The organism is Rhizobium sp. ZX09 (genome assembly GCF_017357485.1).
Classification (GTDB): domain Bacteria; phylum Pseudomonadota; class Alphaproteobacteria; order Rhizobiales; family Rhizobiaceae; genus Agrobacterium; species Agrobacterium pusense.
Genome location: NZ_CP031364.1, coordinates 1,470,182 through 1,492,113, shown reverse-complemented (window position 1 = coordinate 1,492,113; position 21,932 = coordinate 1,470,182). Strand labels below are relative to the sequence as shown.

The 21,932-nt window shown below is 60.7% G+C and carries 18 protein-coding genes; 3 read left to right on the top strand and 15 right to left on the bottom strand.

The features are described 5' to 3' along the window. Positions 1 to 31: 31 nt before the first annotated feature. The 7 genes from BTN45_RS21570 to BTN45_RS21540 form a co-directional block, all read right to left on the bottom strand. Complete coding sequence (locus BTN45_RS21570) at positions 32 to 943, bottom strand: ABC transporter substrate-binding protein (RefSeq protein WP_003522008.1); 912 nt, start codon at positions 941 to 943, stop codon at positions 32 to 34. A 97-nt stretch (positions 944 to 1,040) separates the two neighbouring features. Beyond that, positions 1,041 to 1,925 (bottom strand): AraC family transcriptional regulator, encoded by an 885-nt coding sequence (locus tag BTN45_RS21565; RefSeq protein ID WP_004438205.1) that lies wholly within the window; start codon positions 1,923 to 1,925, stop codon positions 1,041 to 1,043. A gap of 374 nt (positions 1,926 to 2,299) precedes the next feature. Continuing rightward, a complete protein-coding gene (locus BTN45_RS21560) occupies positions 2,300 to 3,337 on the bottom strand; it encodes an NAD(P)-dependent alcohol dehydrogenase (RefSeq protein ID WP_207590953.1) in 1,038 nt (345 codons plus the stop codon). A gap of 306 nt (positions 3,338 to 3,643) precedes the next feature. Continuing rightward, positions 3,644 to 4,705 carry an ABC transporter ATP-binding protein gene (locus BTN45_RS21555; RefSeq protein ID WP_207590952.1) on the bottom strand — a complete coding sequence of 354 codons (1,062 nt, stop codon included), beginning with the start codon at positions 4,703 to 4,705 and terminating at the stop codon, positions 3,644 to 3,646. Beyond that, positions 4,702 to 6,933 (bottom strand): iron ABC transporter permease, encoded by a 2,232-nt coding sequence (locus BTN45_RS21550; protein ID WP_207590951.1) that lies wholly within the window; start codon positions 6,931 to 6,933, stop codon positions 4,702 to 4,704. The genes BTN45_RS21555 and BTN45_RS21550 overlap by 4 nt, the downstream gene beginning before the upstream one ends. Positions 6,934 to 7,018: 85 nt before the next feature. Next, positions 7,019 to 8,044: an ABC transporter substrate-binding protein gene (locus BTN45_RS21545; protein ID WP_207590950.1), complete on the bottom strand. Its 1,026-nt coding sequence runs from the start codon at positions 8,042 to 8,044 to the stop codon at positions 7,019 to 7,021. 114 nt (positions 8,045 to 8,158) lie between these two features. Then, positions 8,159 to 9,157: an ABC transporter substrate-binding protein gene (locus BTN45_RS21540; protein ID WP_207591715.1), complete on the bottom strand. Its 999-nt coding sequence runs from the start codon at positions 9,155 to 9,157 to the stop codon at positions 8,159 to 8,161. Positions 9,158 to 9,396: 239 nt separating this feature from the next. Here BTN45_RS21540 and BTN45_RS21535 point away from each other — a divergent pair, with 239 nt between their 5' ends. Together BTN45_RS21535 and BTN45_RS21530 are read left to right on the top strand one after the other, a co-directional pair. Beyond that, positions 9,397 to 10,137: a response regulator transcription factor gene (locus BTN45_RS21535; protein WP_207590949.1), complete on the top strand. Its 741-nt coding sequence runs from the start codon at positions 9,397 to 9,399 to the stop codon at positions 10,135 to 10,137. Continuing rightward, positions 10,134 to 12,242 carry an ATP-binding protein gene (locus BTN45_RS21530; protein WP_207590940.1) on the top strand — a complete coding sequence of 703 codons (2,109 nt, stop codon included), beginning with the start codon at positions 10,134 to 10,136 and terminating at the stop codon, positions 12,240 to 12,242. The genes BTN45_RS21535 and BTN45_RS21530 overlap by 4 nt, the downstream gene beginning before the upstream one ends. A gap of 39 nt (positions 12,243 to 12,281) precedes the next feature. On the opposite strand, the gene BTN45_RS21525 is transcribed toward BTN45_RS21530, so the two are convergent. Then, positions 12,282 to 12,875 carry a TetR/AcrR family transcriptional regulator gene (locus tag BTN45_RS21525; protein ID WP_004438189.1) on the bottom strand — a complete coding sequence of 198 codons (594 nt, stop codon included), beginning with the start codon at positions 12,873 to 12,875 and terminating at the stop codon, positions 12,282 to 12,284. Between the two features lie 120 nt (positions 12,876 to 12,995). On the opposite strand from BTN45_RS21525, the gene BTN45_RS21520 reads away from it, so the two are divergent. Then, positions 12,996 to 14,222: an MFS transporter gene (locus BTN45_RS21520; RefSeq protein WP_207590938.1), complete on the top strand. Its 1,227-nt coding sequence runs from the start codon at positions 12,996 to 12,998 to the stop codon at positions 14,220 to 14,222. Between the two features lie 93 nt (positions 14,223 to 14,315). Here BTN45_RS21520 and BTN45_RS21515 read toward each other — a convergent pair whose 3' ends face one another. The 7 genes from BTN45_RS21515 to BTN45_RS21485 all read right to left on the bottom strand — a co-directional run bounded on the left by BTN45_RS21515 (position 14,316) and on the right by BTN45_RS21485 (position 21,927). Continuing rightward, positions 14,316 to 15,077: an SDR family oxidoreductase gene (locus BTN45_RS21515; protein WP_006698680.1), complete on the bottom strand. Its 762-nt coding sequence runs from the start codon at positions 15,075 to 15,077 to the stop codon at positions 14,316 to 14,318. A 3-nt stretch (positions 15,078 to 15,080) separates the two neighbouring features. Beyond that, a complete protein-coding gene (locus tag BTN45_RS21510) occupies positions 15,081 to 16,832 on the bottom strand; it encodes an SMP-30/gluconolactonase/LRE family protein (protein WP_207590936.1) in 1,752 nt (583 codons plus the stop codon). Beyond that, on the bottom strand, positions 16,760 to 17,740 hold the full coding sequence (locus tag BTN45_RS21505; RefSeq protein WP_207590934.1) for an NAD(P)-dependent oxidoreductase: 981 nt from the start codon (positions 17,738 to 17,740) through the stop codon (positions 16,760 to 16,762). Before BTN45_RS21505 ends, BTN45_RS21510 begins: the two co-directional genes overlap by 73 nt. Next, positions 17,737 to 18,819 carry a sn-glycerol-3-phosphate ABC transporter ATP-binding protein UgpC gene (gene ugpC, locus BTN45_RS21500; RefSeq protein WP_113731627.1) on the bottom strand — a complete coding sequence of 361 codons (1,083 nt, stop codon included), beginning with the start codon at positions 18,817 to 18,819 and terminating at the stop codon, positions 17,737 to 17,739. The genes BTN45_RS21505 and ugpC overlap by 4 nt, the downstream gene beginning before the upstream one ends. A gap of 2 nt (positions 18,820 to 18,821) precedes the next feature. Continuing rightward, positions 18,822 to 19,652 carry a carbohydrate ABC transporter permease gene (locus tag BTN45_RS21495; protein ID WP_004438176.1) on the bottom strand — a complete coding sequence of 277 codons (831 nt, stop codon included), beginning with the start codon at positions 19,650 to 19,652 and terminating at the stop codon, positions 18,822 to 18,824. A 10-nt stretch (positions 19,653 to 19,662) separates the two neighbouring features. Continuing rightward, positions 19,663 to 20,589, bottom strand: coding sequence for a sugar ABC transporter permease (locus BTN45_RS21490; protein ID WP_006698684.1), 927 nt, complete (start codon positions 20,587 to 20,589; stop codon positions 19,663 to 19,665). 66 nt (positions 20,590 to 20,655) lie between these two features. After that, positions 20,656 to 21,927 carry a sugar ABC transporter substrate-binding protein gene (locus BTN45_RS21485; RefSeq protein WP_077986446.1) on the bottom strand — a complete coding sequence of 424 codons (1,272 nt, stop codon included), beginning with the start codon at positions 21,925 to 21,927 and terminating at the stop codon, positions 20,656 to 20,658. Between the last annotated feature and the right edge of the window lie 5 nt (positions 21,928 to 21,932).

Below are 21,932 nucleotides of genomic sequence, written 5' to 3'. Positions count from 1 at the left end.
ACGAGATGGGGACGGGGCTTGGGAGGAGTTCTTACCAGCTGAACTCGCCGGCGTTCTTGCTGTCGACGACCATAACGTCGATCGGGACTTCCTTCGGCACGACGCGAGCGCCCCACTTCTGGGCGAGCGCCATGGCAAGGCCAACGCGAACCTGGTCACGCGGGAACTGCGCGGTGGTTTCGATGAAGGGACCACCCTCGGCAATCGCCTTCACAGCTTCCGGAGCACCGTCGACCGAGGTCAGCTTGATGTCCTTGCCGGAACCCTGAATAGCAGCCAGAGCGCCCATCGCACCGCCATCGTTCACCGAGAAGATGCCGGCGAGGTTCGGGCGCGACTGGATCATGTTTTCAACGACGCCGAGAGCGACGGAGCGGTCCTGGCGGCCGTTCTGCGTGTCGACCAGCTTGATCTCGGGGAATTCGGCGAGAGCTGCCTTGCAGCCTTCGACGCGCTGCAGGATCGGCACGACCGGGATACCGTCGAGAATGGCGACTTCACCCTTGCCGCCGAGCGCGTCACCGAGATGCTTGCACGACTTGTAACCCGCGTCACGGTTCTTCGAGCCCACGAAGGTGTCGACCGGGCCGTTGGCGTTGGCGTCAACAGCAACGACGATTACGCCGGCAGCCTTGGCAGCGTGAACGGCTGCTTCGATGCCGGCGCTGTCAGTCGGGTTGAGAAGCAGAATGTCGATCTTCTGCTGCAGCATGTCCTCAACGTCAGAAATCTGCTTGGCCACATCGTGGCCGGCATCGGTCACGACAACGTCAGCGCCGATGCTTGCTGCGGCTTCCTTCAGCGCTTCCTGCATCGACACGAAATAGGGGTTGTTCAGCTCCTGGAAGGTCATGCCGATCTTCAGCTTTTCCTGCGCCAGCGCCGGAGCGGCCATCATTGCAATTGCGGCTGTCGCCATCAGAAACTTGGATTTCATTTTCATCTCACTCTTCCTCCCATTAGGAAAGTTGGGGCAACAAGTGCCCGTTTCCGGACAGACCTCTGCCCGAATTGGTAAAAATCGGCGATGTGTCGCTGGTTTACTCCGCCATAACAGCTGCCTTCTGGGCCGCAAAAATGGTTCGGAACCTCGACGGTGACATTCCCTTGAGTTTCAGGAAATGCCGGTTGAAATTGGAAAGATTGGAAAAGCCAACATCGTAGCAGACCTCGGCCACCTTCACATCCTGATCCGCCAGCAACATCTGGCAGGCAAGATCGATCCTTAACTGATTGCGATAGCGCACCAGCGTCGTGCCGGTATGGCGCTTGAAGGCCCGGGAGAAGGCGCTCGGGCTCTGGCCCACCATGTCGGCGAGATCGATTTCCTCCACCTGTTCGGTCAGATGCTCGCGCAGATGAGAGAGGGCGCGATTGATGCCGCTGTCGCCAATCCCGGTCAGATCCAGTTCGTAGCTGAGGCTTGCCAGCACCTCGGATGTCGGCGCATTGACCAAGAGATCGAGAATTTCCCAGAAAAGTGCCAGACGCGTCAGGCCCTGCGCCTCGATAAGCCGAAGGATCAGCGGACGAACGCGATCGCTCGTCTCGTCGTCAAAGAGAATACCGCGACGGCTGCGATCCAGCAGGCCGCGCACCACTTCCATCTCGGACATGGAGGCGCAGGCATCCTCGATAAAACTCTCCGGAAACTGGATCACGAGGGAACGCGTCGGCACGATTTCGTCCGGCTCGATCTCGCTGATCCAGTTCTGGGGGAGATTGGGGCCGGTCATGATGAGCTGGCCGGGGCCGAAACGGCCGACGAAATCACCGATATAGAAGGTGCCTGACGTCGCGACGACCAGATGAATTTCATATTCGGGATGATAATGCCAGCGCACGGTACGGAACGGATAGCCATGCCGCCAGGCTGCGAAAGATTCGCCCTTGCGGATGTGCACCAGTTCCAGATCGGGCTGCATCATGGTTCCTCCCATCAGTCACGTCCGCCGCATTTGCGAAGCGAAGCCATTCCTCTTTATGGCTCGTCCCAGGCGTTGATGAGGAGCATAGGGCGGGCCGCGGCTAAACATCCACATCACGCCGGAGAAATTACCGATACTTTTTTGACTGTTTTTTGCCAGAAATTGAATAGTGCCTCAACGTGATTGACAGTCAACGTTGCGGAGAGCCTGTTTTTTTTGCTCAATTTGCCGTGATGCGCCCAAACAATTCTCAACAGGAGGCGATCTGTGATGAATTTTTGGAGTAGGGCCCGCCTGCCACAGGCGGGCCCTACTTATACTTTTCCGCGCACGTTTCGCCGCTTATGCATCAGCGAGCGAATGTCTGGCACTTATTGCGGCATCACTATCTGCAGTTTGACGTCCGTTTCCCGCGCTTCCACCGCACGGTCGAAACCGGCAATACTGTCTTCAAAGGGAATGGTCGCAGAAATCAGCGGCTTCAGATCGACCTTGCCGGATGCAATGAGCGCCACGGCGCGATCATAGACATTGGCGTAGCGGAAAACCGTCTCGACCCGAAGTTCCTTGGCCTGAAGGCCGACAATATCGACCGGAACCGGATCGACCGGCATACCGACGAGCACGATTGCGCCGCCCGGTCGTGCGAGGGCTGCAACGCCAAGAATGGCAGGGGCTGCGCCCGAGCATTCAAAGACGATATCGCAGCCCCAGCCGTCCGTCGCCTCAGCGATCGCTTCGGCGAGGTTACGCTCGCGGATATTGACGGTCTCAATGCCATCGTAACAGGCGATGATATCGAGCTTGGGCTGGGCAAGATCGGCGACGATGACTTTCGCGCAGCCGCCCGCGAGCGCGGCAAGCGCCACCATCATGCCGATCGGACCGGCGCCTGTTACCACGGCGACATCGCCCGGCTGGATGCGGGCACGCAGCGCCGCCTGCATGCCGATGGCAAAGGGCTCCACCATGGCGCCTTCCGCAAAGGACACATTGTCCGGCAGCTTGTACGTAAAAGCAGCAGGATGAATGACCTCCGGCGTCAGGCAACCATGCACAGGGGGCGTCGCCCAGAAGCGGACGGCCGGATCCACATTGTAGATGCCGAGCTTTGACGCGCGCGATGTTGCGTCGGGAATACCCGGCTCCATGCAAACACGGTCGCCAGCCTTGAGATGCGTTACCTCGGCGCCGGTTTCGATCACCGTTCCAGAGGCCTCGTGCCCGAGCACCATCGGGGCGTTGACGACGAAATGTCCGATTTTGCCATGTGTATAATAATGGACGTCGGAGCCGCAAATGCCGACCGTGTGGGTGCGGATACGCACATCCTTCGGTCCGAGTTTACCGGGAATGTCAAAGTCCCTGAGCGCGAGCTTCCCTTTTTCTTCCAGCACCAGTGCCTTCATCTCATCCTCCGTGGTTTACGATACGCCTGGCAGCGAATTCAGTCAGCGTGATGGCGCGCAACCTCGGCAAAAGTAAACAGAAATCCGCCGGAACAACCGGTTTTTCTTCACACAGGAAAAACTGTATCGAGGAGCCTGCAATTTCTCATCACTGGCGCGATGTCGTGTCCTTTCCGGAGCCGGACATGAGGACTGATTCGTCTGCCTGAGCTATTCGCCCCGCATGGCGGCGATCTGGAATGCGGCGTGCTGACCGCGCGTCGGCAGCCAGAAGCGGGCCGGAACCGCATCTGGCTTGCCTGGGGATCAGGCCTGGATCAAAGCGATCCCGCGGTTCCTGAAGCCGAGTGTGACGTCGCTTGCCGGCGGCAGGCCGGTTTCCGCCATATGATCGATGATGAAAAGCGTGCCGATCTCGGTTTCCACCTCGTATTCCACGTGGCCGCCCAGATAGGCGCTGTGCAGCACCCGCCCGGCAACCCCCTGCCCGCCGGGCTGACCGATTGAAATCGAGCCTGGGCGAACCGCAAGCTTCGCCGGCCCCAGCTTGGCGTTGCCTGCGGAAAGCCGATAATCGATGCCCCCAACGCGGACCATTGCGTCCGGTCCATCCAGCCTTACCACTTCGCAGCCCACGACATTCGCCTCACCCATGAAATCGGCAATGAAGGCGGAGGCTGGCGCCTCATACAGCTCGCGCGGGGCGCCAGACTGGGCGATCTCTCCATCCTTCATCACGATGATGCGGTCGGAGACGGCGAGCGCCTCATCCTGATCATGCGTCACGTAAACCGCAGTGAAACCAAGTCTTTGCTGCAATTCACGGATTTCGGTGCGGACCCGGCGGCGAAGGCGGGCATCGAGGTTCGAAAGAGGTTCGTCCAGCAGCAGCACCTGCGGCTCCAGCACCAGAGCACGGGCAACCGCGACACGCTGCTGCTGCCCACCGGAAAGTTCGGCAGGCAGGCGATGCCCCATGCTGGCAAGGCCGACAAGCTTCAACCCCTCTTCCGCCTTTTCCCGCGCTTCCGCCTTGCGTAGCCCGGAGGATTGCAGGCCATAGGCAACATTGTCGAGCGCCGTCATGTGCGGGAACAGCGCATACGACTGGAAGACCATCGAGACATCGCGCTCGTTGGCTGGCAGCATCGTGACATCCTGATCGCCGATGAGAATGCGGCCGGACGTCGGGTGTTCGAGGCCCGCCAGCATGCGCAACGTCGTCGTCTTGCCGCAGCCGGATGGGCCGAGCAGGGTTACCAGAGTGCCTGGTTCGATGGTGAGCGACAGGTCCGGTATGGCGGTGAAAGCACCGAAGGTCTTGCGGACATTCTTGAAGGTAACGGAGCCGGGCTTAACGGAAATCATGCGGTTTTCTCCTGGGCAAGAGGAACGGGGGAAGCGGATGGTAGGCCAGCGACGCGGTTTTCGCGCCGCAGCCGACGCTCGCCAACGAGGAACTGGAAGCCGGCAATGACGGTGATCATCACCACGATCAGCATGGAGGAATAGGCAATCGCAACCCCATATTCGCCGTTTTCGACGAGGCCGACGATGTAGGACGTCGCCATGTTGTATTCGGCGCTGACGAGGAAGATGACGGCGCTGATGGAGGTGATGGCGCGCACGAAGGAATAGACCAGTGCGGCCGTGATCGCGGGCCTCAGGAGCGGCAGGATGACCTTGCGAATGGTGCGGAAACTGTTGGCCCGCAGCGTCAGCGAGGCCTCGTCGAGGCTCTTGTCGAGTTGGCTCATCGCCGCGATTCCGCCGCGCACACCGACCGGCATGTTGCGAAACACAAAGCAGGCGATCAGGATCAGCGCCGAGCCGGTCATTTCCACCGGCGGCAGGTTGAAGGCCATTATGTAGCTGACGCCGATGACTGTGCCGGGAATGGCAAAGCTCATCATCAGCGCAAATTCAAACAGGTTCCGCCCGGCAAATTTCTGCCGCACGATGATATAGGCCGTCAAAAGACCGACTGCGGCGGTGAGCGGAGCGGAAATCAGCGCGATCTTCATGGTCGTCCAGAACGAGTTCCAGGCAACGCCGGTCCACGCGATGGAGCCGTTGGAGAAACTCACGGAAAATGCGCGGAGGTAATGGTCGAAGGTGAGGGAATTGTCGAGACCCCAGGTCTTCACGAAACCGCCCACAAGGATCATGCCATAAACGACGATTGTGAAGATCATCCACGGCACGACAACGGCATGAACGCCGATGGACAGGCCACGCGGAAGCGCGATATGCGCGCCGCTGTCGCCCTTTCCCGTCACCGTGGCGAAATTCTTGCCTGCCAGCCAGAAGCGTTGGGCAAGGAACGCCGAAAGCGTGAAACACAGCAGGATGATCGCCAGAACCGCGGCGCGCGACGGATCGTTCTGCGAACCAACGACAGCAAAGAAGATTTCCGTCGACAGGACGCCGTGTGTGCCGCCAAGCACCAGCGGGTTGCCGAAATCCGCCATGCTTTCGATGAAGCCGATGAGAAAGGCATTGGCGAGACCGGGCTTCATCAGCGGCAGGGAAACCCGCCAGAAAGTGCGCCAGCGGTCGGCGCGCAGCGTCTGAGAGGCTTCCTCCATGGAGGGGCTCACCCCTTCGACTACACCGATCAGCACCAGAAACGAGATGGGCGTGAACGAAAGAACCTGCGCGATCCAGATGCCGGTCATGCCATAAAGCCAGCGACCTGGCTCAATGCCGAAGAGATAGGAAAGCCATTCGGTGACGACGCCGGCGCGGCCGAAGAGCAGCGTCAGGGCAAGACCGATAACGAAAGGCGGCGTTATGATTGGCAGCACCGTCAGGAGCCGCAGCCCCTTCTTGAAGGGAAAGCGCGTGCGGGTGGCAATCAGGGCAAAGCCAAGGCCGAGCACGGTCGAACCGAAGGCGGTCATCAGCGCGAGGAAGAGCGTGCGCCAGGCAACACCGCAGCGCTCCTCACCCACGACGCAGCCAAGGCTCCATATCCCGGGATCCTTGATATTGCGAATGAATCCATCGGCATTAAAGGAGCCGTCGAAATCCTGAACGGACGCAACCAGCATACTGCCGATCGGATAGAAGACAAAAACCGCAACGAGGAAAACCAGAACGGAAATGGCGCCGACGACAAAGGCATCGCCCTTCATGACACCACGTTCGGCAAGCCCGAAGGCAAAAAGAAGCACGAAGACGAACGACATGACGACGGCCCCCGCCCCCATGGACGGCTGGCCATCGGCGAGCATGCCGAAGAGATTTTCGTTGATTGTCCAGGTCCAGCCGGTAAAGCCGATGGCCAGCCCTTGCAAAGCAAGGAAGACGAGACCAGCAGCGCCAAAGAATGCAAGTAGACCGCCCCGGCGCATCGGATCAGGGATCGGCCGGACGAGGCATGCGGCAAGGAAGAAAATGACAATCCCCACCAGCCATGGTTTTCCATAAGACAGTATCTGCAACACACCTGGCGCATTGCTGGCGGAGGAGAAAAACCCGGACAGCCAGCGGAAGCTGTAAAAGCCGCCTTCGATGCGATACCAGGGAAGAAGAATGAGGGCAAAAGCCCCGAACGCCAGGACGATGTCCAGCCTGCGATTGCCACGTGTCATGGCCGACCTCGCTTGTTTCATGCCGATGAAAGAGTGGCGGACACCCCGGCTTCAAAAGCCGGGATGCCGATCGCCGGAGTTCAGATCAGTTGGCGACCGCGCCAACTTCGCGATCCCAGCGTTCCAGCAGCGCCTTGCGCTTGGCAGGATCGCCATAGGTCTTGAAGTCGTAGTCGATGAGCTTGATGTCCTCGAACTTCGGTGCCTCTTTCGGCACTTCCGCCGTTTTGTTGGACGGCAGCTGGAAGGACTTGGCGTCCTTCATGCGCGACTGGACCTCCGGCTTCAGCGCCCAGTCGTACCAGGTCTTGGCATTGTCGAGGTTGCGGGCGCCCTTGATGATCGACATGGAGCCGATCTCGTAACCCGTGCCCTCGCACGGAGCGATTGATTTGACCGGGAAACCTTCTGCGGTCTGGGCCACCGCATCATGCATGAAAACGATGCCGAGCGCTGTCTCGCCGCGCGCCGCCGCCTTGACCGGTGCTGAGCCGGACTTGGTATATTGCGAGATATTGGCGTTGAGCTTCTTCAGGTAATCGATGGCCTGATCCTCGCCCATGATCTGCACAAGTGAGGCAAGCGCGGTATAGGCAGTACCCGAAGAGTTCGGATTGGCGATCTGGATTTCGCCCTTGAGTTCCGGCGCCATAAGGTCGGCCCAGCACTTTGGCTCCTTGTAACCCTTGGACTTGAATATCTCGGTGTTGTAACCCCAGCCCAGCGCACCGGCATAAACGCCGACAGTCCGGTAACCCGTGCTCTCGGCCTGCTTGACCGCCCAGTCCTGCAACTGGTCCAGCATCGGCGACTTGTATTCGAGCGTCAGGTTTTCCGAGGCCGCCTGCATGTGCGGGTCGCCGGTGCCGGCCCACCAGATATCGGTTTTCGGGTTGCGGGCTTCCGCGCGCACCTTGGCATAGGTCTCGCCCGAAGACAGGCGCACCATATTGACCTTGATGTCATGAGACTTTTCAAAATCGCCCTTCATCTGTTCGCAGATGACGACATCGGCCGAGCAGATCAGGTTCAGTTCGCCGGCCGCCTGCGCGGAAACGGCGCTCAGTGCCGTACCGGCAAAAAGCAGAGTGGAAAGTATCGTCAGTCGCATGGTTATCCTCCTGTAGCTTGCGTCTGAATTTCGGGTCACGTGCAGACATGGCGCTGCCGGTCGCGGCACCTTGTGGCGCGCGTGCTGTCGTTTCGGGATTTTTGGTATTTGGCCCTACTGGGTCTGGCTCGGGTGAATCTCGCTGTCGAAGCGGCTCAATAATCGACTTCGCTCTTCCGGCTGTCCGAAGGTGGCAAAGTCGTAATCCACCATCTTGATCATCGATATATCAGGTGCCGTCAGCGGCAATGTCGCCCGGGCGTTGGACGGCACCTGGTTCTGGCCGGCTATGGCGCCGGTTTCCTGTCCTTCAGGGCTCAGCGCAAATTCCACGAAGGTCTGCGCAAGCGCCGTATTGTGGTTGCCCTTGACGATGCTGACCGCTCCGATCTCGTAGCCGGTGCCCTCGCAGGGCGCGACGATGACCAGCGGGAAACCCTCGATCTTCTGGGTCACGGCATCATGCATGAAGGAAATCCCGATAAGAACCTCACCCCGCGCCGCCGCCTTGACGGGTGCCGAACCGACCTTGGTATAACCCACGACATTGAGGTTCAGCTTCGTCATGAAACCAAAGGCTTCTTCCTCGCCGAACAGCTGCACCAGCGTGGCGAGCATAGTGAAAGCCGTGCCGGAATAGTTCGGATTGCCGGTCAGGATATGGCCACGATAGACGTCCTTGGACAAATCCTTCCAGCAGGTGGGTGCGGGTAAGCTGTTTTTGGCAAGCAGTTCCGAATTATAGGCAAAACCGAGCGCGCCAGCATAAATTCCAGCCGATTTCGACCCGGACATCGCATTGAAGTTCTGCGCCCAGGGCAACAGATCCTGTTGATTGGCGGGCCGATATTCGTCCAGCAGGTCTTCGGAACCTGCCTGCAAATGTGTATCGCCGGTGCCGCCCCACCACACGTCGACTGTCGGATGGGATCGCTCGGCGCGAATCTGGTCGAGAATTTCGCCGGTGCTTTTGCGAACCATCGAAATTTCAAGTCCGGTCTTGGCTTCGAATGCCCGCTGCATGGTCACGCACCAGGCCTCATCGACGCCGCACAGGACGTTCAACTTCGGTTCGGCCATGCCATGCCCTGCGCCGCACAGCCAAAGGACCATGCTCGCCGCAAGTGCGGTCAATGCTTTCAATTAAGCCTCCCTGCCTGGAACCTCCCCGTTCCAGTCTCCATCAACAGCATGTCACATCCTGTCCGCACCGCAATCGAAGAATGGTTACCAATCTTTCACCGCACTGCCGAACAAGATTACAGATATTACAATTATGACAGGAGAGATAACCAGCGAGCCTTTGAAGATAGCCGCCACCATGCCTATGATGGTGGCGGGAGGAAGTTGCAGTGCTTAATCAGAAGGTTCGCATTCTGATCGTCGAGGACGATCCGGATATGGCCGAGCTTATCTCGGATCTCGTCGAGGCCGAGGGCTGGCTGCCCACCTGTGCGCGCTCCGCAGAGGAGGCCGCCGAGATACTGGCAAAGGACAGGATGCAGCTCGTCCTCGTCGATCACAATCTGCCTGGCACGTCCGGGCGCACCTTCGCCCAGCGGCTGCGCAGCCAGATCGACATCGGCATCGTCATGGTCACCGCCGCCGGCAGTGCCGCCGACCGGGTGCTCGGCCTGGAAACCGCCGCCGACGACTACGTGGTCAAACCCTTCGAACCAATCGAGCTCACGGCGCGGATCAAGGCCGTCCTGCGCCGGACAATTCCCTCGCTAAAACAGGAGAAGGACAGCGAGCGTGACCACGGGCGCGCGGCGCTGCGGCTTGGGGACTGGGCGATTGATCTTGATGCACGCCGCGCTGTCTGCCTCGCGGACCGCAGCCGGACACTGACGAGCGCCGAATTCGCGCTCCTGGAAATTCTTGCCGAGACGCCCAACCAGCCCGTCAGCCGTTCCCAGATTCTCGACAGGCTGGGTTCGGAGAGCGACCGTTATATCGACAGAAACGTCGACGTGCTGGTGCTGCGGCTGAGGCGCAAGATCGAGATAAACCCCGATCTGCCGCGCCATATCAAGACCCGGCGCGGTAAGGGTTACGTGCTCCACACCGATGAGGGCGAGCCCTACCCGTGATCAGCCGCTCCTTCCTTTCCTCCATCGCCTTTCGCCTGCCCTTTGCGATCGTCTTTACCTGCGTCCTCGTCTTCAGCCTGTCCGCCATCGCGATTTACGGATTGCAGCGCGCCCGCGATGAAATGGCGGCCTATGGATTGCAGGCCTTCTCCAGTCTCGCCAAGGCCTCGCTGGTCTCGCGGCAGGTCTCCGATCTCGTCTCCAGTGCACCTTTCCTGATGAATGCCGCCTCGCCCTATCGCGTTTCCAGCGAAAGCCGCTCCGTTGTCCAGCAGGTCGATCTGCTTCTGCAGATGACAGAGCCGGGCAGCGGCGAGCGGGCAGCACGCGGCTTTGCGAGTGAGCGTATCGTTGAACTGCTGCAGCGTATCCGAGCGCAGACACTCGATCTCGCTAAGGATGCCGATGCCGCGCAGGGCCACAAGGCGGAGGCGGCAGCCGCGCTTGGCGAAATCGCTACCGGTCAGGGTATCCTCGATCCGGAGCTGCGACGGCGGATGAACGGCATCGTACAGGCCGCGTCCGCGTCCGACAGTCTTTTTCAGCTTGGCGAACTGCGCCGCCGCTATGTGGCGGAAACAACGGCGCGTCAGCAGGGTTATCCGGGCGAGCGCCTGCCCATTGCCGAGCTTCAGCCCTACGAGCGGGTTTTCGAGGCCCAGAGCCGTTACCTTCTGGAGATGTTCGCGATCCGCGCCTCTGTCTCGCGCCTTCACACCGTCTCGCGCGATCTTTCGCATGTGACCGAAACGCAGGGCGATGCGGTCGCGCGCAGTCTGAACGAAGATCTTATCTCCACCTCCGATGCTCTCAACCGGCTGCTGATCATTGTCGCCGTTGCCTCGCTGTTGGTTCTCATCGTGGCGATCTTTTCGATCCGGTCGGTAATGCGTGTCTCGCGCGGGATCGTGACGCTCTCCAACGGCATGAATGCCCTCGCCAAGGGGGAAACGGATGTCGGGCCGCCCTCCTATACGGGTCCCGAGACGGAGCTCATCCGCCTGCTCGACGCGTTTCGCGCCTTCCACGACAGCGTCGACCGTGTCTCTCGCCTCAGGCGTACGGCCGAAGCCGCAGCCCGCACCATCCGCTCCACATTCCGCAACATGAATGAGGGAATAGCGCTGTTCGATCCGGCCGGGCGGCCTATCACCATGAACCGCCGCATCATCGAACTTGTCGGGCGTTCCGGCTCGTCCCGAAAGCTGCCGATCCGCCGGTTCGTCGAGCCCATTCCCGAAATCGATTCGACGCTGCTGCCCTTCGATGGTGGGCATGGGAACCTGCTGGAGCGCGCCGTGGTGCGGCATCGAACTGCCGACCAGCGGGTTATAGAAATATCGATGTCGCGCCAGCCGGATGGCGGCATCGTGCTGCTTGCCCGCGATGTGACCGCGCTAGACCGGCAGGAGGCGGAAGCAGTCAAGGCCCAGCGGCTGGACGGCATCATGCGCATGACCCACCAGGTCAGCCACGAGGTGGGCAACATGATCGGCATTATCACCGGCAGCCTCGGCCTTCTGGAGCGAGAGGCCGGTTTCAATGACCGCCAGAACCGGCACATTGCCCGCATTCGCAAGGCAGCTGATCGCGGCCGCTCCCTGGCCAGCAGCATGCTGACCATCGGCAGCCAGCAGCCCATCCATCCAAGCTGCATTAACGTGGCCAATCTCCTGCGCGGCATGGCCGATATTCTCGAGATCGCGGTTGGCCCCAAATGCCGTATTGCACTCGATCTCGATGATGATCTTCCCGCCATCCCGCTCGACCCCGCCCTCTTCGAGCAATCCATCCTCAATCTCTGCCTCAACGCCGCGGCCGCCATGCCGGACGGCGGCCTGATTTCAATCGAGGCGGCCTGCGAGAAGGATACTCTGGCGATAACCGTCTCGGACGAGGGCATCGGCATGACGCCGGAGGCCGTGGACAAGGCCTTCGAACCCTATTTCACCACCCGGGGGGACCATGGAGGCGCAGGCCTGGGACTTGCCATGGTCTATGGTTTCGTGCGCCAGAGCGGTGGCGAAGCCCACATACATTCAAAGCCCGGTGAGGGCGCAAGGGTGCAGCTGCTTTTCCCGATTCATGCCGGGCAGGCGAGATAACATTGCAGGATCGGGTGTCGGGGCACTGGCGCCCGGGGATCAGCCCTTGCTGATGCGCAATCCATCCAGAAAGGTCCGGAAACTCCTTACGGCCCGTTCCGACGTTGTTTCCGGATCGTCAGAATTGGCAATCCACTGGGCGGCGCTGCTGCTCGCCGCATTGATGAAACGGGCACACGCCTCGGAATCGATATCGGCGATCGTTCCCTCCTGCTTGAGCGCATCGAGACTGCGCGAAACAGCGGAAATACAGCCGTTGGCATTTGGCCAGCGGGATGGATCGCCAAGTACGGCCGGTCCATCGCGAAACATGATCCTCTGGATTTCCGGTTCAAGCGCCATACGGACATAGCCGACATTCTCCTCGACAAACCCTTCCCAACGCGTCGAGGCTCTCGAAGAAATCTCGCAAAGCCTTTTTGTCATCTCCGCGTCGATCTCGGCCACCACCGCCAGCAACAAACCCTTTTTGTCCCCGAAATGATGATAGAGCGCACCACGGGTCAGCCCTGCCTCGGCGGTAAAATCATCCATGGAGGCCTCAGCATAACCAATACTGCCAAACGCCCTGCGTCCGGCAGCCAGCAGCTTTGCCCGCGTTTCAGCAATCATTTCACTGCGAGGTTTGCGCATTTTTGCTCCAGCATCCACATACGTCGCGTATATTAGTTGACATACGCCGCGTATGCAATTATTTCATTCACATACGCCACGTATGTGTGTGGTGGATACTCCCTAAACAAGGTGCATCCGATGTCTAATCCATACAGAGAAATTTTCCGGGTTCCAGGCGCCAAAGGCTTTTCAGCTGCAGGTTTCTTTGCCCGCCTCCCCATCGCCATGGCGCCGATCGGCATCGTGGCCATGTTGTCGCAAACGCATGGCGAATATTGGCTGGCAGGCGCCGTATCGGCAACCTTCGCGCTGACCAATGCCGCCGTCGCGCCGCAAATCTCGCGGCTGGTGGACCGCCGGGGCCAAAGCAGCGTTCTCATCCCCGCGACCATTCTATCCGTCCTCGCCTTTGCGGCGTTGATCATCGCCACCAATCAGCGATGGCCGGCGTGGACGCTGTTTCTTTCCGCTTTCCTCGCCGCCGCCATGCCAAGCATCCCCGCCATGATGCGGGCCCGCTGGACGGAACTCTTTCGGGACCGGCCGGAACTGAATACGGCCTTTGCCTTTGAATCCGCGGCTGACGAACTTGTCTACATTGCGGGTGCATCGCTTTCCGTCGGGCTTGCGGTTTCGCTTTTCCCGGAAGCGGGCATGATGATCAGCACGGCATTTCTGGCGGTCGGAACATTTGCCTTTCTTCTGCAGCGATCCACAGAACCCAAAGTGCGTCCGGTCGAGGGCGGCCGTCGGCAGCGTTCTGCAATATGGCTGCGTCCGGTACAGATCATCACGGTCGCGCTGATCTTTGTCGGCTCGACTTTCGCCACCGCCGAGGTGAGCGCCGTCGCCATCACCAAGGAACTCGGCCAGCCGGAGGCAGCCAGCCTCGTCATCGGCGTCTATGCCATTGGCTCTTTCGTCGTCGGCCTGCTTCTTGGTGCGCTCAACCCGAAAACGCCGCTGCAGCGGCAATTGCTGATCGCTGTCAGCGTTCTTGCCCTGACGGCGCTGCCGCTCCTCGTCGCGGCATCCAGTGTCGCCCTGCTTGCCTTTGCCGTGTTCCTCAGCGGTGTGGCAATCTCTCCCATTTTCATCACCGCTTTCGGCCTGATTGAACGCCGGGTGCCGGAATCGATGCTGACGGAAGGCGTGACCTGGGTCATGACCGGTATCGGTATCGGCATGGCACTGGGCGCTTTCGTCTCGGGATGGGTGATCGACAATTTCGGCCCGGACAATGGCTTCTGGGTGTCGGTCGCCGCAGGCCTTTCAACGGTGACGATCATTGGGCTTGGTCAGCGCAGCCTCTCGGCGGAGCGCAGGCATCCGGGTGGGTCCACGGCAGCGCAGCCCGCCGAATGATCCGGGCTGGTGGACACTGAAGCGGACGGACCGCACCGCTTCTCATGAGTAGACGCTTCAAAAACGCTTCTCCGCGCGGGATATGCGGAGAAGTCAGTAACCGCCCGTCAGGAAAATAGTCTCGCCGGTCATAAAGCTGCAGGCCTGCGAAGACAGGAAGATGGCGGCGCCCACCATTTCCTCCGGCTGACCGGCTCGTCCCATCCAGTTCAGGGTCCGGACATATTCAGCCCAGCCTTCGGGGTCTTCGTCCCGGCGATGGGCATTGCGATCCGTATCGACCAGACCGGGCGCTAGAGTGTTGAGGAGAACATTGTCCTTCGCATAGTCGCGCGCCTGACTCTGGATCAGATTATGCTGCGCAGCCTTGGTGGCGGCATAGGCGGTGACGATGCCCTTCGGCCGCAACTGGTTGACCGAGCCGATGGAAACCACCCTTCCCCATTTTCGCGACGCCATGCGCGGCAGGATCGTCTGCAGCATGTCCACTGTCGACCCCAGATTGACAGCCAGCTGAAACGCCAGATCATCGGGCTTCAGCTCCGACAGTACCGCATTGATCTGGGCGCTCGCATTGATGACGAGAATATCAACCGGTGCGACCGTCTCGGCGCGCTCGACAAGATCGCGCCCGGCGCCCGGTTCGGAGAGATCACCGGCCAGCTCTTGGGCCAAGCCACCGCCGTCCGCGATGCGTTGCCGCACGGCGGTTGTCGCACCCGGCTTCACGCCATGCAGGATGACATGCGCGCCGGCCCCCGCCAGCCCTTCCGCTATGGCTGCCCCTATGCCGCGGCTGGAACCGGTGACGAGCGCCGTGCGGCCTTTCAAACCAAAGACGCTTTCAAGACGCATAATTTATCCTTCGAACAGTGAAATGCGCGCGCCGGCAATTCCGGGGCGGCAGGAGAACAGGCCACCAGACAGCGGGGCGTCGGCGAGCGTGGATGCCGGCAGGCGCGTGCGGGCACTGGTGACGAAGAGCGTCGACAGGTCCGGCCCGCCGAAGGCCACACTCGACGGGCGCGGCACCGGCATCTCGATCACCTGATCCAGCTTGCCGTTCGGAAGATAGCGGCGCACGCACCAGCCGTCCCAGATCGCACACCACACCCCGCCTTCCGCATCCACGGCGAGGCCGTCCGGACGGCCGTCGGCCACGGGAATACGGGCAAATTCGCGGCGCTGCGACAGGGCGCCCGTCGTCGGATCACAATCATAGGCATGGATAAGGCCGGGCACCGTATCGACGAAATAGAAGGTCCTGCCATCGGGGCTCCAGCCGAGACCGTTGGAGACGACGATGCCGCCTTCCTTGCGTTCGAATGCCCCATCGGCATTGATCCGATAAAGCGCGCCGGTGGGCTTGGAGGCATCGATGCGCATCGACCCGACCCAGATGGCGCCGTCCGGCCCGCATTTGGCATCGTTCAAGCGGTTATCGCCAATGCCAGCCTCCGGGCTGACGAAGGGTGTCAGCCGGCCCGAAGTGAAGTCCAGCCATTCGACGCCATCCTGCGACGCCACCAGCAATCGCCCTCCGGAGACTGGAATGACGGCACTGACCAGCTTACCTGTCTCGCAGGTTTCGTTACGGCCGGTGGCGGGATCGAAACGATGGACGGCGGGGTGCAGAATATCCACCCAGTAGAGCGCGTTTTCGCCTTCATGCCAGACCGGGCTTTCCCCAAGCTGCGCCCCCCAGGGAAGAATGCAGCTGAGTTCGGCGCTGGGGCGTCCTGTTGCCGAACGCGGTCGTGGCCGCGAGCTGATGGCGACAGCCCCGGCGGCGCCGGTAATCCGGCGTGCAGCGGCAATCAGTTCACGCCCGGCAGGATGAATGTTGGACGCATCGAGCCGCGACGACGGCCCGAGCGCGACAAGCACACCCATCGGCGTATTGTCACGGCCCATGACGGGTGCGGCAACGGAATTCACCCCTGGCAGGTGCTCTTCATAGGAGATCGAGTAACCCCTCGCCCGCGTCAGCGTCAGATCGGCCTGAAGTGCATCGAGCGTGGTAATCGTCCGCGGCGTCTGCACATCGAGCGTCAGCCGATCGAGCAGGGAACGGCCGACAGCAGGGTCTTGAAAGGCAAGCAGCGCCTTGCCCGGCGCGGTACAATGCAAAGGAACCCGGCGTCCCACTTCTACCCGCACGGAGAGACCGTTTGGAGAACGTTCCGCGAGATATTGCGTCATGATGCCGTCCAGCCGGCAGAGCGCTACGGTCTCGCCCAGTTCGGCAGCCAACCTCTCGAGTTCGGGTGTCGCGGCCGATACCAGATCGAAGCTCTCCCAGACTTTGTGGGACATTTCGAGAAAGCGCTGGCCCAGAACATAGGTTCCACGCGCCTCATCCTGACGGACGAGCCCATAGGCTATGAGGGTGCGCAGGATGCGGGCAAAAGTCGGCTTGGGCAGGCCGGATGCGCGCAACAGTTCCGCAAAACGCGGCGGCTCCGGCGCATCGGCCACCATGTCGAGAAGGGTCAACCCCTTCGCCAGCGCAGCGGTGCCGCCCGGTGTCTCGGGTTTCATCGCGTCTCCTTCGCGAGACGCTGCCGCCTTGCGGCGGCCGCCTCTTCCAGCATCCGGTCCATCGTCCATTGTGCCTCAAACCCCAGGGTGTTTTTGATCCGCGCGTTGGACGTATGGTAATAAACGCCGTCGCCGGGAAAATCGACAGTCACGATGGGGAGGCCGGTCACCGCGGCAATTTTCGGCAGAAGCTCGGCGAAATCGGACGGCTCATCCGCGCCGAGATTGAAGATGCAGCCCGCCGCATCAGGGTGATCGAGGGCGAGCAGGATCCCCGCCACCATATCGCGTGTATCGGTTATGTGCATGCGGTATGGCCGGCCGTTTTCATTGCGCGCCAATATATGCGACGCTTCGCCGATATCCCGGGACTGTAGCAGTTCGGCAATCGCAACGTTCCCGAAATTCCGCTGCTGTCGAATGCGCGGCCGCAGGAAAAAACGCGGGCCGGAGAAGAAGCTGTCTTCATCCAGCAGCTCAGCCGCATCCTGCGTATGAGAAAAGCGCAGGATCACGGTTTCCATGCTGCCAGTCCGCTGGTGAAAGCGAACCAGTTCCTCGCCCAGAAGCTTGGTCAGGCCATAGGGCGAATTGGGGCGAAGCGGATGATCCTCGGTGACCGGCAGGAATTCGGGGCGATTTTCCGGATAGACTTCTCCTGACGAGGCGAAGACGAACCGCTGCACGCCTGCGGCTGCGGCCGCATCCAGAAGACGGCGCGTGCCTTCGACATTGACCGCAAACATGCGGTCCCGGCCCTCCGGCGCCCATGACATAAAGGCCCCGAGATGCAGAACGGCGCTCACACCTTCCATGGCTTTGGACAGCGCCTGCCCGTCCTCCAGCGATCCGACGACCTCCTCACCACCCGTACCCGACGGACGAAGGTCAAAGCCGCGGACCGCCCGAGCGTCCATGCGCAAGGCAGCGGCGACAGCACGACCCACACGGCCTGCCGATCCGGTGACGAGGATCATAGCCGTGCTCCGGTCTTTGCGTCGAAGAGATAAAGCTGTGCCGGATCAAAGCCGAGCTGAAGCGCTTCGTCAGCCCGAAGGTTGCCGCTATGCGAGACGCGGGCGATCAGCCCCTTGGATCTGCCCTCCTCGCCATCTGCGACCCTTGCGCCTTCCGCATCGAAATAGACGTATTTTTCCGATCCCAGACTTTCCACCAGCGTCGGACGAACGCTGAAGGTCACCGGCCCATCGCCCAGAACGAGATGCTCTGGCCGCAAGCCCACGATCACGCTACCCTGCCTGGCAGATGCCGCCGGCAGGTTTACCCTCTGGCCGAAAACAGTCAGCGCGCCGTCACGCAGTTCCGCGTTGAGGAAATTCATGCCGGGCGATCCGATAAAACCGGCGACAAAGAGGTTGGCCGGATTGTTGAAAAGCTCATCGGGCGCCGCGATCTGCTGGATAATGCCGCCCTGCATGATAACCACCCGGTCCGCCATGGTCATGGCTTCCACCTGGTCATGCGTCACATAAACGGTGGTGACACCGATACGCTTGTGCAGGGCGCCGATTTCGGCACGCATGTGGACGCGCAGCTTGGCATCGAGGTTGGACAGCGGTTCGTCCATCAGAAAGGCCTGCGGCTGACGCACGATGGCTCGGCCGAGCGCCACGCGCTGCCGCTGTCCGCCCGAAAGATCCTTTGGCTTGCGATCGAGATAGGGCGTTACCTCAAGAATGCGCGCCGCGTCATCCACCCGGCGATCAATCTCCGTCTTGTCCGTGCCGCGCATCTTCAGGCCGAAGCCGATGTTCTGCCGGACCGTCAGGTGCGGATAAAGCGCGTAATTCTGAAACACCATGGCGATGTCGCGGTCACCCGGCGCCAGATCCGTGACTTCGTTTTCGCCGATGAAGATCTGCCCTTCGCTTGCCGGTTCAAGGCCCGCAAGGATTTTCAGCATCGTCGACTTGCCGCAGCCGGAAGGCCCGACCAGCACCACGAACTCGCCGTTTTCGATCTCGAGCGAAAAGGGCCTGAGCACGTTGAGGGCGCCATAGGACTTGCTGACATTGCGAATGGAAATATTGGCCATGCTTACTTCTCCGCGCCAGCGGTGAGTCCGCCGACCAAATAACGTTCCAGAAACAGATAGATTGCGATGATCGGCAGCGCGATGAACACGGATGCAGCGGAAATGTCGTTCCAGTAGGTGACGTATTCGCCCTGCATCGTAGTGATGCCGAGATTGGCCGTCCAGTTGTCCGGCGAGTTGACGAGGAAGGTGCGGGCATAGGCGTAATCCGCCCAGCTGAGCACGAAGGCATAAAGTGCCGTGGCAGCAAGACCGGGTGTGGCGATCGGAAGCACGACCCGGACCATTGCACCGATCGGCGAACAACCGTCGACCATCGCGGCCTGCTCCAGTTCCTTCGGAATGGTGTCGAAATAGCCTTTCAGCATCCATGTGGCGAAAGGAATGATCATGGTCGAATGCGCCAGCACCAGTGTCCAGAGGCTGCCGATCAGACCGAAGCTGGAAAAGATCGAAAACAGCGGAATGACGAGCAGCGTTGCAGGAAGCATCTTCGCTGTCAGGACGAAGAGACCCATGGTCGCGCCGCCCCGCATGGAATAACGCGACAGCGCATAACCGGCGCTGACGGAGACGAGCATCGACAGCGCCACCGAGCCGACGGCCGCAAGCATCGAGTTCCACAGCCATAGCAGGATCGGCTTCGCCGCCCAGACCCTGGCGAAAATGTCCCATTGCGCATCATCCGGCCAGAAGGTCGGCGGCAGGCGGTACAGTTCATCGGTGGTGGAGAGCGCCGTGACCAGAAGCCAGTAGACCGGGAACAGGATCATCACCAGCGTGAAGATGACAGTCGCGTAAAGGGCAAGGCTCTGTAAAAATGTCCGTTTCATCAAAGCCTCCTCAATAGATCGATTTCGAACGCCGGCCGAGCATCAGAAGGCTCGCGACGATACAGATCACCAGTGTCAGCACGCCGACGGCGGCGGCGCGACCGAAATTGTGATACTGGAAGGCCTGGTCATAGGTCATGATCGACAGGGTCTGGGTCGACCTCAGCGGTCCGCCACCGGTCAGAACCTTGATGATGGAAAAGTCGCGGAACACCCACAGAAGCGTCAGCACCAGCGTCACGCCCAGCACCGGCATCAAAAGCGGCATGGTGATCCAGCGGAAGCGCTGCCAGACGCTCGCGCCATCCACCTTGGCGGCCGCATAATAATCGGCCGGAATGGATTGCAGACCAGCGAGGCACATGATCGACACGAAAGGAAAACCCTTCCAGACCATGGTGATAGCGACAGCCCAGAAGGCGGCTGTCGAACTGCTCACCCACGGGATCATCTGGTCGGTGAAACCGAGCTTTATCGCCAGCCATCCGAACAGCCCGAAGGACGTATCGAACATCCATGCGAAGATGACGACCGCGATGATTTCCGGCACTGCCCAGGGCAGCGCCATTCCCAGCCGCGCAACGGTTCGGCCCTTGAAGCGGTTATTGGCCAGAAGCGCTGTGCTGAGGCCAACGGCCACGCTGCCCGCGGTGACGACGACAACCAGCTTCAGCGTCACCCAGCAGGCGAGCCAGAATTCCGGCGATGAGAAAAGCCAGGTGTAATTGCTGAGTGAAAACGGCCGGCTTGCGCCACCGAGCCGCGGTATCTTGACCTGCTGGAAAGACAGGTCGATGGCCAGCACAAGCGGCCAGACGATGATGGCGGCAACCATCAGGACCGCGGGTGCGATCAGAATATAGCCGAGGAGATGTTGCCGGCTGGGACGCGCAAGATCAAAGAACTTGCGGCGCCCGGCCCGAGCGGGTGCGGTCATGGATGGTCCTCCTGCCGGATGCGGATGGTAACCACGGCCCGCCAGGCGGGCCATGGCAAAACGGGATCAGCCCTTGATGGCCTCGGCCTTCGCCTGCATCGTCTTTGCCACCTCCGCGGGATCGAGGTCCTGAATGATCATCCGCTGGCTTTCTTCCATCACCATCTTGCTGAATTCATTGTAGAAGAGCTCAAGTCCGGTCGGAATGCGGTCGATACCCGCCTCGGATGCGGCCTTCATCGTCTCGATCAGTACCGGAAAATGCGGGATGGTCTTTTCGACACCCGACACGTCGGCCTTGGGGCTTGGCGGGGTGTTGCCGCCAAGGGTGGCATAACTGCGCTGGAACTCCGGCGACATCGTCAGCTTGATGAAATCCCAGACGAGCGCCTTCTGGTCATCGGGAATATCGGCCGGCATGGCGAGCACGTTGGACGATCCACCCAGCGGCGGATGAAGCGGGGGTGCCGCGTAAACGATGTCAGCCTTGGCTGAACCCTTCTCGGTGGTGCCGTAAAGCCAAGGCCCGTCGAGACGCATCGCCATCTTGCCATCGGCAAAAAGCTTGCGCACGTCGCTGGCGCTCATGTCGACCGGGCTGATACCGCTCTTCATCACGGTTTTCCAGCGAGAAAGACCCTCCACCATCTGCGGCGTATCGATGGTGATATTGCCGTCCTTGTCGGTCCAGTAGGCGCCGGCGTCGAGGATGTAGTTCAGCATCTCCGTCAGATATTGCCCGGGACCGCCCTTGGTCTCGTGGCCGGTCCCGAACTGGTCGATGATACCGTCACCGTTCAAATCCTTGGTGGTGGCTTTTGCGGCCGCCAGAAACTCGTCATAGGTCTTCGGAACCGCGACGCCCGCCTCATCCAGGATCTTCTTGTTATAAGCCATGACGAAGCCGAAGTAGTTCGTCATGATACACACGGTCTCACCGTTCCATTCGCATTTCTGCTGACCGGCCCAGCCGGTCATGTCGATGCCGTCCTTCTTAAGCCACGGGTCGAGCGGCTCCAGCCAGCCGCTGTCGGCGAACATCTGGAACTCGAAGGATGCGAGATGCACGATCTGCGGCGGCTGGTTGGCAGCGAAAAGCGTGGTCATCGTATCCGCGTAGGAGCTGCGTTCCGCCTTGGTGAACTCGATCTTCACGCCGGGATGCTGCTTCTCGAAGGCGGCGATTGCCGAACGCCACCATTCACCCGTTCCCGCGTCATCCGTTTGCCAGGAAATGAATTTCAGGACGGTATCGGCCATGGCAGGGGCAACGGCGCTCATCGTCATCAAAACGGCGGTCGCGGTACCCAGCGCCAGCTTCTTCATTCTTTTGGTCATGGTTT

What these genes read in the sequence shown, in the direction of transcription:
- BTN45_RS21570 (WP_003522008.1), bottom strand. Translation starts at nt 943, where the DNA reads ATGAAAATGAAATCCAAGTTTCTGATGGCGACAGCCGCAATTGCAATG.
- BTN45_RS21565 (WP_004438205.1), bottom strand. Translation starts at nt 1,925, where the DNA reads ATGCAGCCCGATCTGGAACTGGTGCACATCCGCAAGGGCGAATCTTTC.
- BTN45_RS21560 (WP_207590953.1), bottom strand. Translation starts at nt 3,337, where the DNA reads ATGAAGGCACTGGTGCTGGAAGAAAAAGGGAAGCTCGCGCTCAGGGAC.
- BTN45_RS21555 (WP_207590952.1), bottom strand. Translation starts at nt 4,705, where the DNA reads ATGATTTCCGTTAAGCCCGGCTCCGTTACCTTCAAGAATGTCCGCAAG.
- BTN45_RS21550 (WP_207590951.1), bottom strand. Translation starts at nt 6,933, where the DNA reads ATGACACGTGGCAATCGCAGGCTGGACATCGTCCTGGCGTTCGGGGCT.
- BTN45_RS21545 (WP_207590950.1), bottom strand. Translation starts at nt 8,044, where the DNA reads ATGCGACTGACGATACTTTCCACTCTGCTTTTTGCCGGTACGGCACTG.
- BTN45_RS21540 (WP_207591715.1), bottom strand. Translation starts at nt 9,157, where the DNA reads ATGGTCCTTTGGCTGTGCGGCGCAGGGCATGGCATGGCCGAACCGAAG.
- BTN45_RS21525 (WP_004438189.1), bottom strand. Translation starts at nt 12,875, where the DNA reads ATGCGCAAACCTCGCAGTGAAATGATTGCTGAAACGCGGGCAAAGCTG.
- BTN45_RS21520 (WP_207590938.1), top strand. Translation starts at nt 12,996, where the DNA reads ATGTCTAATCCATACAGAGAAATTTTCCGGGTTCCAGGCGCCAAAGGC.
- BTN45_RS21515 (WP_006698680.1), bottom strand. Translation starts at nt 15,077, where the DNA reads ATGCGTCTTGAAAGCGTCTTTGGTTTGAAAGGCCGCACGGCGCTCGTC.
- BTN45_RS21510 (WP_207590936.1), bottom strand. Translation starts at nt 16,832, where the DNA reads ATGGACGATGGACCGGATGCTGGAAGAGGCGGCCGCCGCAAGGCGGCA.
- BTN45_RS21505 (WP_207590934.1), bottom strand. Translation starts at nt 17,740, where the DNA reads ATGATCCTCGTCACCGGATCGGCAGGCCGTGTGGGTCGTGCTGTCGCC.
- ugpC (WP_113731627.1), bottom strand. Translation starts at nt 18,819, where the DNA reads ATGGCCAATATTTCCATTCGCAATGTCAGCAAGTCCTATGGCGCCCTC.
- BTN45_RS21495 (WP_004438176.1), bottom strand. Translation starts at nt 19,652, where the DNA reads ATGAAACGGACATTTTTACAGAGCCTTGCCCTTTACGCGACTGTCATC.
- BTN45_RS21490 (WP_006698684.1), bottom strand. Translation starts at nt 20,589, where the DNA reads ATGACCGCACCCGCTCGGGCCGGGCGCCGCAAGTTCTTTGATCTTGCG.
- BTN45_RS21485 (WP_077986446.1), bottom strand. Translation starts at nt 21,927, where the DNA reads ATGACCAAAAGAATGAAGAAGCTGGCGCTGGGTACCGCGACCGCCGTT.